Annotated in this window: 12 protein-coding genes; 9 read left to right on the plus strand and 3 right to left on the minus strand. The window is 70.8% G+C overall.

From position 1 onward, the window contains the following. Window positions 1-28: 28 nt before the first annotated feature. The 4 genes from AC07DU_RS10085 (at window position 29) to serA (ending at window position 5,497) form a co-directional block, all read left to right on the plus strand. Complete coding sequence (locus tag AC07DU_RS10085) at window positions 29-1,915, plus strand: acetolactate synthase large subunit (protein ID WP_360894715.1); 1,887 nt, start codon at window positions 29-31, stop codon at window positions 1,913-1,915. Between the two features lie 31 nt (window positions 1,916-1,946). Beyond that, on the plus strand, window positions 1,947-2,471 hold the full coding sequence (ilvN, locus tag AC07DU_RS10090; RefSeq protein ID WP_030857425.1) for an acetolactate synthase small subunit: 525 nt from the start codon (window positions 1,947-1,949) through the stop codon (window positions 2,469-2,471). A gap of 127 nt (window positions 2,472-2,598) precedes the next feature. Beyond that, window positions 2,599-3,600 carry a ketol-acid reductoisomerase gene (gene ilvC, locus AC07DU_RS10095; RefSeq protein WP_360894711.1) on the plus strand — a complete coding sequence of 334 codons (1,002 nt, stop codon included), beginning with the start codon at window positions 2,599-2,601 and terminating at the stop codon, window positions 3,598-3,600. A gap of 307 nt (window positions 3,601-3,907) precedes the next feature. Next, the gene (gene serA, locus AC07DU_RS10100) at window positions 3,908-5,497 is read left to right on the plus strand and encodes a phosphoglycerate dehydrogenase (RefSeq protein ID WP_479030829.1); all 1,590 of its coding nucleotides are present in this window, start codon (window positions 3,908-3,910) and stop codon (window positions 5,495-5,497) included. A 90-nt stretch (window positions 5,498-5,587) separates the two neighbouring features. Here the strand turns inward: serA and AC07DU_RS10105 are convergent, their stop codons facing one another. Beyond that, the gene (locus tag AC07DU_RS10105; RefSeq protein ID WP_479110621.1) at window positions 5,588-7,144 is read right to left on the minus strand and encodes an MFS transporter; all 1,557 of its coding nucleotides are present in this window, start codon (window positions 7,142-7,144) and stop codon (window positions 5,588-5,590) included. A gap of 102 nt (window positions 7,145-7,246) precedes the next feature. Between AC07DU_RS10105 and AC07DU_RS10110 the strand changes: the two genes are divergently transcribed. Continuing rightward, window positions 7,247-7,828: a TetR/AcrR family transcriptional regulator gene (locus AC07DU_RS10110; RefSeq protein WP_360894703.1), complete on the plus strand. Its 582-nt coding sequence runs from the start codon at window positions 7,247-7,249 to the stop codon at window positions 7,826-7,828. A 104-nt stretch (window positions 7,829-7,932) separates the two neighbouring features. On the opposite strand, the gene AC07DU_RS10115 is transcribed toward AC07DU_RS10110, so the two are convergent. After that, window positions 7,933-9,183: a PucR family transcriptional regulator gene (locus AC07DU_RS10115; RefSeq protein WP_479110623.1), complete on the minus strand. Its 1,251-nt coding sequence runs from the start codon at window positions 9,181-9,183 to the stop codon at window positions 7,933-7,935. Window positions 9,184-9,342: 159 nt separating this feature from the next. Between AC07DU_RS10115 and AC07DU_RS10120 the strand changes: the two genes are divergently transcribed. From AC07DU_RS10120 to AC07DU_RS10135, 4 genes are all read left to right on the plus strand, one after another. Beyond that, window positions 9,343-10,269: a proline dehydrogenase family protein gene (locus AC07DU_RS10120; RefSeq protein WP_479110625.1), complete on the plus strand. Its 927-nt coding sequence runs from the start codon at window positions 9,343-9,345 to the stop codon at window positions 10,267-10,269. A 31-nt stretch (window positions 10,270-10,300) separates the two neighbouring features. After that, complete coding sequence (pruA, locus tag AC07DU_RS10125) at window positions 10,301-11,932, plus strand: L-glutamate gamma-semialdehyde dehydrogenase (protein ID WP_360894695.1); 1,632 nt, start codon at window positions 10,301-10,303, stop codon at window positions 11,930-11,932. Window positions 11,933-12,182: 250 nt separating this feature from the next. Further along, entirely contained in the window at window positions 12,183-13,076 is an 894-nt protein-coding gene (locus AC07DU_RS10130) for a hypothetical protein (RefSeq protein WP_479110627.1), read from the plus strand. Continuing rightward, on the plus strand, window positions 13,076-13,276 hold the full coding sequence (locus tag AC07DU_RS10135; protein ID WP_479030812.1) for a hypothetical protein: 201 nt from the start codon (window positions 13,076-13,078) through the stop codon (window positions 13,274-13,276). The genes AC07DU_RS10130 and AC07DU_RS10135 overlap by 1 nt, the downstream gene beginning before the upstream one ends. On the opposite strand, the gene AC07DU_RS10140 is transcribed toward AC07DU_RS10135, so the two are convergent. Beyond that, window positions 13,273-13,974 carry a nitroreductase family protein gene (locus AC07DU_RS10140; RefSeq protein WP_479110629.1) on the minus strand — a complete coding sequence of 234 codons (702 nt, stop codon included), beginning with the start codon at window positions 13,972-13,974 and terminating at the stop codon, window positions 13,273-13,275. The two genes, AC07DU_RS10135 and AC07DU_RS10140, sit on opposite strands and share 4 nt — an antisense overlap. Window positions 13,975-14,053: the final 79 nt, after the last annotated feature.

The following is a 14,053-nucleotide window of genomic DNA, read 5'->3' on the forward strand; positions in this document are numbered from 1 at the left end:
GCGTAAAACCCTCAGCTTCGAGAAGAGAATGCCGATGACCGAGCAGGCCACCGGGGCCCACCATCCGCAGCCGCGGCCCCGTTCCGGCGGACATCAGTCCGCCGCAGTTGAGCACGTCACGGGTGCGCAGTCCCTCATCCGCTCTCTCGAAGAGGTGGGGTGCGACACCGTCTTCGGGATTCCGGGAGGTGCCATCCTCCCCGCGTACGACCCGATGATGGACTCCAAGAAGGTCCGTCACATCCTGGTCCGCCACGAACAGGGCGCCGGGCACGCCGCCACCGGCTACGCGCAGGCCACCGGCAAGGTCGGCGTCTGCATGGCCACCTCCGGCCCGGGCGCCACCAACCTGGTCACGCCCATCGCCGACGCGCACATGGACTCCGTCCCGCTCGTCGCGATCACCGGCCAGGTCTCCTCCAAGGCGATCGGTACCGACGCCTTCCAGGAGGCGGACATCGTCGGCATCACGATGCCGATCACCAAGCACAACTTCCTGGTCACCAAGGCCGAGGACATCCCGCGGACGATCGCCGAGGCCTTCCACATCGCCTCCACCGGCCGTCCGGGCCCCGTCCTGGTCGACATCGCCAAGGACGCCCTCCAGGCGAAGACCACCTTCTCGTGGCCGCCCACCCAGGACCTCCCCGGTTACCGGCCGGTCACCAAGCCGCACGCCAAGCAGATCCGCGAGGCCGCCAAGCTCATCTGCCAGGCCAAGCGCCCGGTGCTGTACGTCGGCGGCGGCGTCATGAAGTCCGGCGCGACCGCCGAGCTGAAGGTCCTGGCCGAGCTGACCGGCGTCCCGGTCGCCACCACCCTGATGGCCCTCGGCTCCTTCCCCGACAGCCACCCGCTGCACGTCGGCATGCCCGGCATGCACGGCAGTGTCACCGGCGTCACCGCGCTGCAGAAGTCGGACCTGCTGATCGCCCTCGGTACCCGCTTCGACGACCGGGTCACCGGCAAGCTGGACAGCTTCGCCCCCTTCGCCAAGATCATCCACGCGGACATCGACCCGGCCGAGATCGGCAAGAACCGCGCGGTCGACGTCCCGATCGTCGGCGACGCCCGCGAGGTCATCGCCGACCTGATCCAGGCCGTTCAGGCCGAGCACACCGAGGGCAACGCGGGCGACTACACCGCCTGGTGGAACGACCTCAGCCGCTGGCGCGAGACCTACCCGCTGGGCTACGACCTGCCCGAGGACGGCAGCCTCTCGCCCCAGCAGGTCATCGAGCGCATCGGCGCGCTCGCGCCGAAGGGCACGATCTTCGCGGCGGGCGTCGGCCAGCACCAGATGTGGGCCTCGCACTTCGTCAAGTACGAGGAGCCCCGCACCTGGCTGAACTCCGGCGGCGCCGGAACCATGGGCTACGCGGTCCCGGCCGCGATGGGCGCCAAGGTCGGCATGCCGGAGCGCACGGTCTGGGCGATCGACGGCGACGGCTGTTTCCAGATGACCAATCAGGAACTGGTCACCTGTGCGCTGAACAACATCCCGATCAAGGTCGCGATCATCAACAACGGTGCGCTGGGCATGGTCCGCCAGTGGCAGACCCTGTTCTACAACCAGCGGTACTCCAACACCGTTCTGCACGCCGACGAGACCGGCCACGACACGGTCGGCTCCCAGCTCGGCGAGTCCACCGCCCCCCGCAAGGGCACGCGCGTCCCGGACTTCGTCAAGCTGTCGGAGGCCATGGGCTGCGTGGCGCTGCGCTGTGAGGACCCGGCCGACCTGGACAGGGTCATCGCCGAGGCCAACGCGATCAACGACCGTACCGTCGTGATCGACTTCATCGTCCACGAGGACGCCATGGTGTGGCCGATGGTCGCCGCCGGCACCTCCAACGACGAGGTCATGGCAGCCCGGGGCGTCCGTCCCGACTTCGGCGACAACGAAGACGACTGAGCCGAGAGAGCCGAGAGAGAGAACGCCCCACATGTCCAAGCACACGCTCTCCGTCCTGGTCGAGAACACGCCCGGCATCCTCGCCCGGATCGCCGCGCTGTTCTCCCGCCGCGGGTTCAACATCGACTCGCTCGCGGTCGGTGTCACCGAGCACCCCGACATCTCCCGCATCACCATCGTCGTCAACGTCGAGGACCTCCCGCTGGAGCAGGTGACCAAGCAGCTGAACAAGCTGGTCAACGTGCTCAAGATCGTCGAGCTGGAGCCCCACAACGCGATCGAGCGTGAACTCGTCCTGGTGAAGGTCCGCGCCGACAACGAGACCCGGTCGCAGATCGTCGAGATCGTCCAGCTGTTCCGCGCCAAGACGGTCGACGTCTCCCCGGAGGCCGTCACCATCGAGGCCACCGGCGGCGCCGACAAGCTCGGCGCGATGCTCAAGATGCTGGAGCCCTTCGGCATCAAGGAGCTCGTGCAGTCCGGCACGATCGCCATAGGGCGTGGCGGCCGGTCCATCACGGACCGCAGCCTGCGCGCGCTCGACCGCAGCGCCTGACCCCGCCGACGCACCGGCCGCGCAAGCCGGCCGGACACGCTCAGCTCGCATAGCGAGACCGAGAAACTCAGATTCCGTTCCCCGCCGTACGGTGGGAGCAACACCAGCGCACCAAGGAGATATCCCAGTGGCCGAGCTGTTCTACGAGAACGACGCCGACCTGTCCATCATCCAGGGCCGCAAGGTCGCGGTCATCGGTTACGGCAGCCAGGGCCACGCCCACGCGCTGTCGCTCCGTGACTCCGGCGTCGACGTCAAGGTCGGCCTGAAGGAGGGCTCGAAGTCCAAGGCCAAGGCCGAGGAGCAGGGTCTGACGGTCGTCCCCGTGGCGGAAGCCGCCGAGTGGGCCGACGTCATCATGATCCTGACCCCGGACCCGCTGCAGGCCGAGATCTACGAGGAGTCCATCAAGGACCACCTCAAGGACGGCGACGCGCTCTTCTTCGGCCACGGCTTCAACGTCCGCTACGGCTTCATCAAGCCCCCGGCCAACGTGGACGTCGCCCTGGTCGCCCCGAAGGGTCCGGGTCACCTGGTCCGCCGCCAGTACGAGGAGGGCCGCGGCGTTCCGTGCATCGCGGCCGTCGAGCAGGACCACTCGGGCAACGCCTTCGCGCTGGCGCTCTCGTACGCCGCCGGCATCGGCGGCACCCGCGCCGGCGTCATCAAGACCACCTTCACCGAGGAGACCGAGACCGACCTGTTCGGTGAGCAGGCCGTTCTCTGCGGTGGCGCGTCCGCGCTGGTCAAGGCCGGTTTCGAGACCCTGACGGAGGCCGGCTACCAGCCGGAGATCGCGTACTTCGAGTGCCTGCACGAGCTGAAGCTCATCGTGGACCTTATGTACGAGGGCGGCCTGGAGAAGATGCGCTGGTCGGTCTCCGAGACCGCCGAGTGGGGCGACTACATCACCGGTCCCCGCATCATCACCGACGCCACCAAGGCCGAGATGAAGAAGGTCCTCGCGGAGATCCAGAGCGGCGAGTTCGCCAACACCTGGATGGCCGAGTACAAGGCCGGTCTGCCGAAGTACAACGAGTACAAGAAGGCTGACGAGGAGCACCTGCTGGAGACCACCGGCAAGAAGCTGCGCAAGCTGATGAGCTGGGTCGACAACGACGAGAGCTGATCTCGTGACGGGGGGGCCGGGGCGTCGTGTCCCGGCCCCGCCGCGCATCGCCGGGGGCGCCGCGGGCCACGGTGGGCCGGGCGTCCCGGGCACCTGGAATACGGCCGTCCGGGGCATGGCTTGTCCACCCCGGCCAACCCCGGAAGGGTGATCCTTCCGTACAGGCGGAAATCCGGCCGCTCAGCGCCACTACACTGCTCAACACAACGCGTCAGGCCCACAGTGTCGTGCGTCTTCCACGCGGCTACCCCCTCCACCGCCTGCGGCCGTCGGGACGGCCGTCCGCACTGGACTTGTGAGGACCCACGTGAGCTCGAAACCTGTCGTACTCATCGCCGAAGAGCTGTCGCCCGCCACGGTGGAGGCGCTCGGCCCCGACTTCGAGATCCGGCACTGCAACGGCGCGGACCGCGCCGAGCTGCTGCCCGCGATCGTCGACGCGGACGCGATCCTCGTGCGATCCGCAACCAAGGTCGACGCCGAGGCCATCGCCGCGGCCAGGAAGCTGCGGGTCGTCGCGCGCGCCGGCGTCGGACTGGACAACGTGGACGTCTCCGCCGCCACCAAGGCCGGCGTGATGGTCGTCAACGCCCCGACCTCGAACATCGTGACCGCCGCCGAACTGGCCTGCGGTCTGCTCGTCGCCACCGCGCGCAACATCCCGCAGGCCAACACCGCTCTGAAGAACGGTGAGTGGAAGCGGAACAAGTACACGGGTGTCGAGCTCAGCGAGAAGACCCTCGGCGTCGTCGGCCTCGGCCGCATCGGTGTCCTGGTCGCCCAGCGCATGTCGGCCTTCGGCATGAAGGTCGTCGCCTACGACCCCTACGTACAGCCCGCGCGCGCCGCCCAGATGGGCGTCAAGATGCTGACGCTGGACGAGCTCCTGGAGGTCGCCGACTTCATCACCGTGCACCTGCCCAAGACCCCCGAGACCGTCGGTCTCATCGGGAACGAGGCCCTGCACAAGGTGAAGCCGTCCGTCCGCATCGTCAACGCCGCGCGCGGCGGGATCGTGGACGAGGCCGCACTGTACTCGGCCATCAAGGAGGGCCGGGTCGCCGGCGCGGGCCTCGACGTGTACGCGAAGGAGCCCTGCACGGACTCCCCGCTCTTCGAGCTCGACCAGGTCGTCTGCACCCCGCACCTCGGCGCGTCCACGGACGAGGCCCAGGAGAAGGCCGGCGTCTCGGTCGCCAGGTCGGTGCGCCTCGCGCTCGCCGGTGAGCTCGTGCCGGACGCGGTCAACGTCCAGGGCGGCGTCATCGCCGAGGACGTCCGTCCGGGCCTGCCGCTCGCCGAGAAGCTCGGCCGCATCTTCACCGCCCTCGCGGGCGAGGTCGCGGTCCGCCTCGACGTCGAGGTCTGCGGCGAGATCACCCAGCACGACGTCAAGGTGCTGGAACTCTCCGCCCTCAAGGGTGTCTTCGAGGACGTCGTCGACGAGACGGTCTCCTACGTCAACGCCCCGCTGTTCGCGCAGGAGCGCGGTGTCGAGGTGCGCCTGACCACCAGCTCGGAGTCCCCGGACCACCGCAACGTGGTCACCGTGCGCGGCACCCTGTCGGACGGTCAGGAGGTCTCGGTCTCCGGCACGCTCGCCGGCCCGAAGCACCTTCAGAAGATCGTCGGCGTCGGCGAGTACGACGTGGACCTCGCGCTCGCCGACTTCATGGTCGTGCTGCGCTACACCGACCGCCCGGGCGTGGTCGGCAAGGTCGGGCAGCTGCTCGGCGAGGCCGGCCTGAACATCGCGGGCATGCAGGTCGCCCGCGCCGAGGAGCACGGCGAGGCGCTCGCCGTCCTCACCGTTGACGCCGAGGTCCCGGCGAACGTCCTCGCGGACATCGCCGCCGAGATCGGCGCCGTCTCGGCGCGCACCGTCACCCTCGGCTGAGCAGCTGAGCAGCTGAGCGGCAGGACATAGGCGAAGGGCCCGGGGGAGACCCCCGGGCCCTTTCGCGTTCCGTCGGCCACCGCGCGCCGATCAGCTGTACGTCGCCTCCCGGACGCGGACCCCGTCGGCCCCGGCCGGCTCCGCCGCGGGCGGCGCGGGGGCTTCGATCCCCCGCATCAGAGCCGCGGCGAGGACGGCCGCCCCGAGCAGTAGCGCCGTGCCGCCCCAGGCCGCGTACTGCATGCCGTGGACGAAGGCCTCCCGGGCCGCGGCCAGCACCTGCTCGCCCGCCGTCCCGCCGAGCTGGTGGGCCGTGGCGACGGCCCCGCCCAGGGTCTCCCGCACCGCGGGCTCGGAGTCCGCCAGGTCGTTGCGGTAGACGGCGGTGCTCAGGCTGCCCAGCAGGGCCATCCCGAGGGCCCCGCCGAACTCCTGGCCGGTCTCCAGCAGGGAGGCGGCGGAACCGGCCTTCTCGGCGGGGGCCGAGGCCAGCGCCATGTCGGACACCAGGGACATCACGGTGACGATGCCCGAGGCCAGCACCCCGGCGCCGGTCAGCAGCAGCCACAGCGAGTCCGTCCCGACCAGGCCGACCAGGGCGAACCCGGCGGCGGCGAGGGCGAACCCGCCGGCGATCACGTAGGCCCGGTCCACCTTCTGGGCCAGGGCCGCGCCGAGCGGGGCGGCGGCGCCGATGACGAGCGAGGGGGCGAGGCTCCACAGGGCCGCTTCCAGGGGGCCCATGCCGAGCACCGACTGGAGGTACTGGGTGGTGAAGTAGGCCGAGCCCATCATCGCGAAGGCGGCGACGGCGTTCAGGCCGATGCCCGCACCGAATCCGCGGCCCCGGAACAGTGCCCGGCTCACCATGGCGTCGTCGCGGCTGCGCTGGCGGCGGACGAAGACGTACCCGAAGGCCAGGCCGACGGTGAGGCAGACCAGGGAGAGGGGCTCGAAGCCCTCGGCGGCGATCTCCTTCAGGCCGTAGACGACCGGCAGCACGGCGGCCATGGACAGCGGGACGCCCAGCAGGTCGAAGCGGCCCGGGGCCGGGTCCTTGAACTCCGGGACCAGCACGGGCACCAGGACCAGCAGGAGCAGCATCGCGGGCACGTTGATGAGGAAGACGGAGCCCCAGGCGAAGTGGTTCAGCATCACACCGCTCAGGACCGAGCCGAGGGCGATGCCGCCGGTCATGGCCCCGGACCAGAGGGCGATGGCCCGGCCGCGCTGCGCCGCGTCCTGGAAGAGGTTGCGGACGAGGGCGAGCGTGGAGGGCATCAGGGTGGCTCCGCCGATGCCGAGCAGCACGCGGGCCGCGATGAGCATCTCGGCGCTGGTGGCGCAGCCGGCGCCGATCGAGGCGAGGCCGAAGGCGGTGGCGCCGATCAGCAGCAGCTTGCGGCGGCCGATCCGGTCACCGAGGGAGCCCATGGTGATCAGCAGGCCGGAGAGGGCGAAGGCGTAACTGTCGAAGATCCAGAGCTGCTGGGTGGCGCTCGGCTGGAGCTCGTCGGTGATGGCCGGGATGGCGAAGTAGAGGACGGAGACGTCCATCGAGACCAGGAGCAGCGGCAGCAACAGGACGGTGAAGGCGGTCCATTCACGGCGGCCGGCGAGTCGCGCTGGGGCGGCGGGGTTCGTCATGGGAAGGAATGTACAGGCGTCTTAAACGTTTGTCTATGACGCTTGTATAAAACGACTGTCCCAAACGGTTGTCTGGGACGGCTGTCTTGCTAACGTGTCGGTATGGGACACCGTGAAGATCTGCTCGAAGGCGCCAAGAAGTGCCTGGTCGAGAAGGGGTTCGTGCGCACCACCGCGCGCGACATCGTCAGCGCCTCGGGGACCAACCTGGCCTCGATCGGCTACCACTACGGCTCCAAGGACGCCCTGCTCACCCAGGCCTTCATCGGTCTGATCGAGGAATGGGGCGAGGTCTTCCAGTCGGGCCTGGCGGGAGAGGGCGGCTCACTGGAGCGCTTCCGCGCGCTGTGGGAGGGCGTCCTGGCGCAGCACGAGAAGTCGGGGCCGGTCTGGGCGGCCAGCCTGGAGGTGGCGCTGGGCCGCGACCAGCGGCCGGAGCTGCGCGAGATGCTCGCCGCCTCGCAGGCCGAGGGGCGCCGGGGTCTGATCTCGATGCTGACCGGCACCCCGGAGGACCAGCTCGACGAGCGGGACGTCCGCACGCTGGGCGCCTTCTACCAGGCGCTCCTGAACGGCCTGATGATCCAGTGGCTCTTCGATCCGGAGTCGGCCGCCACCGCGGAGGAGTTCACCGAGGGCATGCGCCGGGCCGCCGAGGCGATGACGCGTCCCCCGGAGCGGTGATCACCACCCGGGCGCCTGACCGCCGTTGGGCCGTCCGCTACATCGGGACGTCGGGACGTCGGTGCCCGGATCCCGGCCTCCGGCCGGGCGCAGCCGACGGGGGATCAGGCCAGGCGGGCGGCTTTGAGGGCCATGTGGAGCAGGAGCCGGTCCTCGCCCTCGTCCAGATCGAGGCCGGTCAGCTGTTCCACCCGGGCGAGGCGGTAGTAGAGGGTCTGGCGGTGGATGCCCAGGGCCGCCGCCGCGCGGCCCGCCTGGCCGGCGCAGTCCAGGAACACCTCGGCGGTCCGGGCGAGTTCGCGGTGAGCCGGCGTCAGCAGGGCGCGCGCGGCCGGATCGTCGACCGGTTCGGCGGCGAGGGTCGCCAGCAGCCGGTACGGGCCGATCGCCGACCACTGGGCGACCGGGCCGAACCGGGGCTGCGCGACGGCCGCCCGGGCCGCGGCGACGGCCTGCCCCCAGGCGGCGGGCAGCTCCCCGAGGCTCCGTACCGGGTCCCCCACACCTGCGGTCATCCGGTGGGCGGCGAGACCGGCCGAACCGGCCGCGCCGGCCGGACCACTGCTCGCGCCGGCCGCGGGTCCGGACGCGCCGGCCGTGCGCGGGAGCAGCCGGGACACCGCCGCCAGGGCCGGGGCCAGCGCGTCCGTCGAGCGGATCCGCAGCAGCACGGCCAAGTCGCCGTCGCCGCCCGGGAGAGCGCCCCCCGGGTGGGCACCGCCCCCGGCCCCGCGCGGGACCACGCACACGGCCGCCGCGCCGGGGACCGACGCCGGAGCCTCCCCGGGCCACGGCGCCACGCACACCACCGCGTGCGGGCCGTCCCCGCCCGGGCCCAGGGCGACCCGCAGCGCGGCCACCGCCATGTCCCGCTGCCACCCGCGCCCGGCCGTCAGCACCGCCAGGAACTCCCGCGACAGATCGGCCCCCGCCTTGGCCTCCTCGGCGAGCAGGACCCCGATCCGCTGGGCCACCTCCATGGCCGCGTCCAGCGCCGCCGGTCCGGGGCCGGGTGTGCCGGGCTCCTGGTCGAGGAGCCATACGTAGCCCTGCACGATGCCGCGGTAGCGCACGGGCAGGCAGATCCGTCCCCGGAACACCCCCGCGTCGGGCGCCGCCGGGATCCGGACGGGCCCGGTCGCGCGGGCGATGCCGAAGCCCTCGAACCAGGACCGGACGGCCGCCGTCGACTGCCGGGTCAGGATCGAGCGGGTCCGCACCGGGTCCATCGCGAGATCGTCGTCGCTGTCGTGCGCGCCGAAGGCGATCAGCCGGAAGTCCCGGTTCTCCAGTGTCGCGGGGGCGCCGAGCAGCGCCGAGATCTCGTCCACCAGGTCCTGGTAATCGCCCTTCACCCGGACATTCTCCCACCCTCGCACCGGCTCTTCAGACAGATGTATGAGATCCGGGACACGGATGCGTGACAGCTGTCGATGGCAGAGGATCAAAGCGATCCTTAGGTTTCACGGTGGTTTTACTTGAGCTTTTCTTCTGCCACCCGCTGGAGGTGCCCCGTGCTGGGTCCCGTGATCCTCGCCGCTTCGCGCAGCGACAAGATGCGCCGTATCGTCTCTGCCGCCCCGGTGACCAAGCCCGTGGTGAACCGATTCATCCCCGGTGAGACGGTGGACCAGGTCATCCCGATCGTGGAGGAGCTGACGCGCAGCGGCCTTGAGGTCACCCTCGACGTCGTGGGCGAGGACATCACCGAGGTCGAGCAGTCCTACGCCGCCCGCGACGCCTACCTCCAGCTCATCGAGCGCCTCGCCGTGCTCGGTCTCGGCGAGCGCGCCGAGATGTCGGTGAAGCTGTCGATGTTCGGCCAGGCGCTGGAGGGCGGCCACGAGCTCGCCCTCGCCAACGTCCGCCCGGTCGTCGAGGCCGCCGCAGCCATCGGCACCACAGTGACGCTCGACGCCGAGGACCACACCACCCTCGACTCGATGTTCGCGATCCACGAGGAACTGCGCCGCGACTTCCCGCAGACCGGCTGCGTGATCCAGGCGTACCTCTTCCGCACGGAGGCCGACGCCCGCCGCCTGGCCGCCGCCGGCAGCCGCGTCCGCATCGTGAAGGGCGCCTACAAGGAGCCCGCCGAGGTCGCCTACCAGGACAAGGCCGAGATCGACAAGGCGTACGTCCGGATCATGAAGATCCTGATGGACGGCGAGGGCTACCCGATGATCGGGTCCCACGACCCGCGCCTGATCGCGATCGGCCAGGAGCTCGCCCGCCAGGCCGGGCGCAAACTGGACGAGTACGAGTTCCAGATGCTGTACGGCATCCGCAGCGAGGAGCACCTGCGGCTCGCCGCCGAGGGCCACCGGATGCGCGTCTACACCGCGTACGGGACCGACTGGTACGGCTACTTCATGCGCCGCCTCGCGGAGAAGCCGGCCAACCTCCTCTTCTTCCTCCGCTCGATGATCACCAAGAACTAGCCAAGAACCAGGTCAAGGAGTTACCAGCCCCATGGATGCTGTGACCCAGGTCCCCGCTCCGGTCAACGAGCCGGTCCACTCGTACGCCCCCGGCACCCCGGAGCGCGCGCGTCTCGAAACGCAGCTCAAGCAGCTGTCCGAGAACCCGATCGACCTTCCGATGACGATCAACGGCGTCAAGCGGATGGGCGGCGGCGAGCGCTTCGACGTGGTCCAGCCGCACGACCACAAGTCGGTGCTCGGCACCTACGCCAACGCCACCGAGGCCGACGCCCAGGAGGCCATCGACGCCGCCCTGGCCGCCGCCCCGGCCTGGCGCTCCATGTCCTTCGACGACCGCGCCGCGATCATCCTGCGCGCCGCCGAGCTGCTGTCCGGCCCGTGGCGCGAGAAGCTCGCCGCCTCCACCATGCTGGGCCAGTCGAAGACCGCGCAGCAGGCCGAGATCGACTGCCCGTGCGAGCTCGTCGACTTCTGGCGCTTCAACGTCCACTTCGCCCGCCAGATCCTGGCCGAGCAGCCGGTCGCGAACTCCGCCGGCGTGTGGAACCGCAGCGACCACCGCCCGCTCGAAGGCTTCGTCTACGCGATCACGCCGTTCAACTTCACGGCCATCGCCGGCAACCTGCCGACCGCCCCCGCCCTCATGGGCAACGTGGTCCTGTGGAAGCCCTCCCCGACGCAGACCCACTCCGCGGTCCTCCTGATGGAGCTCCTGGAGGAGGCCGGCCTGCCGAAGGGCGTCATCAACCTGGTGACGGGCGACGGCATCGCCGTCTCCGAGGTGGCCCTGAACCACCCGGAGCTGGCCGGCATCCACTTCACCGGCTCGACCAAGACCTTCCAGTACCTGTGGAAGACGGTCGGCAACAACATCGAGAAGTACAAGTCCTACCCGCGCCTGGTCGGCGAGACCGGCGGCAAGGACTTCGTCGTCGCGCACCCGTCCGCGGACCGCGCGATCCTGAAGACCGCCCTGACCCGCGGCTCCTTCGAGTTCCAGGGCCAGAAGTGCTCGGCGTCCTCGCGCGCCTACATCCCGGCCTCGATCTGGAACGACGGCTTCAAGGAGGCCTTCGCGGCCGAGGTCGACGGCATCACCATGGGTGACGTCCGCGACCTGGGCAACTTCATCGGCGCCGTCATCGACGAGCGCTCGTTCGCCAAGAACAAGGCCGCCATCGACCGGGCCAAGGCCGACCCGACCTGCGAGATCATCGCGGGCGGCACGTACGACGACTCGGAGGGCTACTTCGTCCGCCCGACCGTCATCGCGTGCACCGACCCGGAGAACGAGGTCTTCACGACCGAGTACTTCGGCCCGGTCCTCGCCGTGTACGTCTACGAGGACGCCGACTTCGACGCGATGCTGGAGCAGATGGAGTCCGTCTCGGCGTACGCCCTGACCGGCTCCATCATCGCGGCGGACCGGTACGCGGCCGCGGCCGCGATGGAGAAGCTCCGCTTCGCGGCGGGCAACTTCTACATCAACGACAAGTCGACCGGCGCCGTGGTGGGCCAGCAGCCCTTCGGCGGCGGCCGCGCCTCGGGCACGAACGACAAGGCGGGCGCCGCGACCAACCTGCAGCGCTGGACCTCGACCCGCTCCATCAAGGAGACCCTGGTCGCGCCGACCGAGTACGGCTACCCCCACATGGGCTGACCCCAGCCCCGCTGAACCCCGCCCCCGTTCCGGTACCCCCAAGCCCGGAGCGGGGGCGGTTTCCATTCCCAGGCCGGGTAACTCCTGCTAGCCTGCCACCAGTTGTCGTGTACGGCGACCAGCTCCGCGACCCGGGCCCGGTGCCCCGGGGGAGCCAAGGGCTCTGTGAGTTCCCGTACGGGGTGGGAAGACTGCTGGGAGATACGCAACCTCTACGCGCCCGTACCGGGACCGGCGCCCGGGGAGACGTATGTCCAGGCGTACAGACAACAACCACCGCGCCGCGACCATCTGTCGCGCAGCCACGGGACTGCCGCACCGAACCTGCCTCGGCTGGGCCGAAACGGGGCTCATCGACTACCGCCAACCCGTCCCGGACGCCGAGGACGACGCGCAGCGTCTTTTCGAGTCGCTTCTGGTGGCCGAGCTCGCCGACGGCCTCCGTGAGAGCGAGCGCCGCGACGGGGCCCTTTTCGGCTTCACCTCCGCCCGGCCAGCCCGGACCGGACTGTCGCTCGGGCTGCATCCGGCCATGGCGGACCGGGTCCTGTCCACGGTGCTGCCGCGCGTCGACGAGCACTACGGCGGACTGCGCGGGGTGCCGGGGCTGCGCATCGTCCCCACGGGGCGGAGCTGGGCACTGACCCACGTGCGGGGCCGGGCCGCGGTCCATCTGGTGCACCCCGACCCCGACTGGCGGCCGGTGCTGCCGGAACACGGCGACGGGCTGACGCAGCTGTGGCGGCGCAACCGCCACCGCCTGCACCCCGCCGAGGCGGCCGACCTGCAGGAGCGCGCCGGCGCGGCCGCCGATCCCGGAACGGCCACGGCCCAGGACTGGCTGAACAGCCGGCTCCTGAGGCGCCCACGACTGCTGGGCGAGGCCGGGGCCGCGCACGGGTCGGCGAACGTCTACACCCACGGCGGCGGGGACGTGGTCGTCGAGTGGTGCTGTGCCGTGGAACGGGACGAACTGGAGCGGCGGCTGCGCCGGAGCGGCCTCGCGCAGCGGCCCGGCCGGATCTCCGAGCGGTTGCGGGACCAGCCGTGGTTTCCCGGTGAGATCGCGATGGGCGGAGCATTCGTCACCCTGCGGCGCGGACCTTGTTACGCGCCGGCCGCCGCGGCACGGAGGCACGCCTGATGCTCACTGCGGCGATCGTCACGGCGGCCGTGCTCGGGGTGACCAAGGTGGTGCGGGACTGGCTGATCCTGCGGCAGGTCCGCGCGGCCATGGAGGGCTGCTCGGCCCGGGACCGGGTGCGCATCGGGTTGCGGCTGGCCGGGGCGCTGGGCGGGCGGCGGGCCGAGGGGGCCGTGCCGCCCACCGGGCCGGAGGGCTAGATCTCGACCATGACCTGGTCCAGGGATTTGCGGACCAGGTCGGGGACCTCGCAGTCGGCCGCCGGGTAGCCGACCGGGATCACCGCGAAGGCCTTCTCGTTCTCGGGGCGGCCCAGGACCTGGCCGAGGAAGCGCATCGGGCTCGGGGTGTGGATCAGGGCGGCCAGGCCCGACAGGTGCAGCGCGGACAGGAGCATGCCCACCGCGATGCCGACCGACTCGTCGACGTAGTAGTGCTTGTGCTTGGTGCCGTCCGGGCCCAGCCAGTAGCGCTGCTGGAAGACCACGATGAGGGCCGGGGCGTCCGTGAGGTGGGTCTTGACCGCGTCCGTGCCGATGGGGCGCAGGGCAGCGAGCCACTCGTCGCCGAGGCGGCCGTCGTAGGAGATCTGCTCCTCCTGTTCGGCGGCGGCGCGGATCTGCTGCCGGATGGCCGGATCCTTGACCAGGACGAAGGTCCAGGGCTGCTGGTGGGCGCCGGAGGGGGCGGTCGCGGCGCACGCGATGGCGTCGCGGACCACCTGCTCGGGGACGGGGTCGGGGGAGAAGTGGCGTACGGTCCGCCGCTCCTCCATCCGCGCCCGCAACTCGGCGGCGCGCGCGAGGGATTCGGGCCGCGGCATGCGCTGCGGCCGGTAGGCGGCGGGACGGTAGGGCTGGCCGTGGATCGGGGTCCACTGCGGGGTATCGGTCGACATGGCGCGATTGTGCCGACGCATTGGTCCAGACCGCCAGAGCCCCGTCGGACGATTCCGGCCGGTGGAGGGCGGTTCGGCG

It is taken from the genome of Streptomyces sp. NPDC045695, from assembly GCF_056432025.1.

Coding starts and splice junctions, on each gene's coding strand:
- AC07DU_RS10085 (WP_360894715.1), top strand. CDS start 29: ATGCCGATGACCGAGCAGGCCACCGGGGCCCACCATCCGCAGCCGCGG.
- ilvN (WP_030857425.1), top strand. CDS start 1,947: ATGTCCAAGCACACGCTCTCCGTCCTGGTCGAGAACACGCCCGGCATC.
- AC07DU_RS10105 (WP_479110621.1), bottom strand. CDS start 7,144: ATGACGAACCCCGCCGCCCCAGCGCGACTCGCCGGCCGCCGTGAATGG.
- AC07DU_RS10110 (WP_360894703.1), top strand. CDS start 7,247: ATGGGACACCGTGAAGATCTGCTCGAAGGCGCCAAGAAGTGCCTGGTC.
- pruA (WP_360894695.1), top strand. CDS start 10,301: ATGGATGCTGTGACCCAGGTCCCCGCTCCGGTCAACGAGCCGGTCCAC.
- AC07DU_RS10130 (WP_479110627.1), top strand. CDS start 12,183: ATGTCCAGGCGTACAGACAACAACCACCGCGCCGCGACCATCTGTCGC.
- AC07DU_RS10135 (WP_479030812.1), top strand. CDS start 13,076: ATGCTCACTGCGGCGATCGTCACGGCGGCCGTGCTCGGGGTGACCAAG.
- AC07DU_RS10140 (WP_479110629.1), bottom strand. CDS start 13,974: ATGTCGACCGATACCCCGCAGTGGACCCCGATCCACGGCCAGCCCTAC.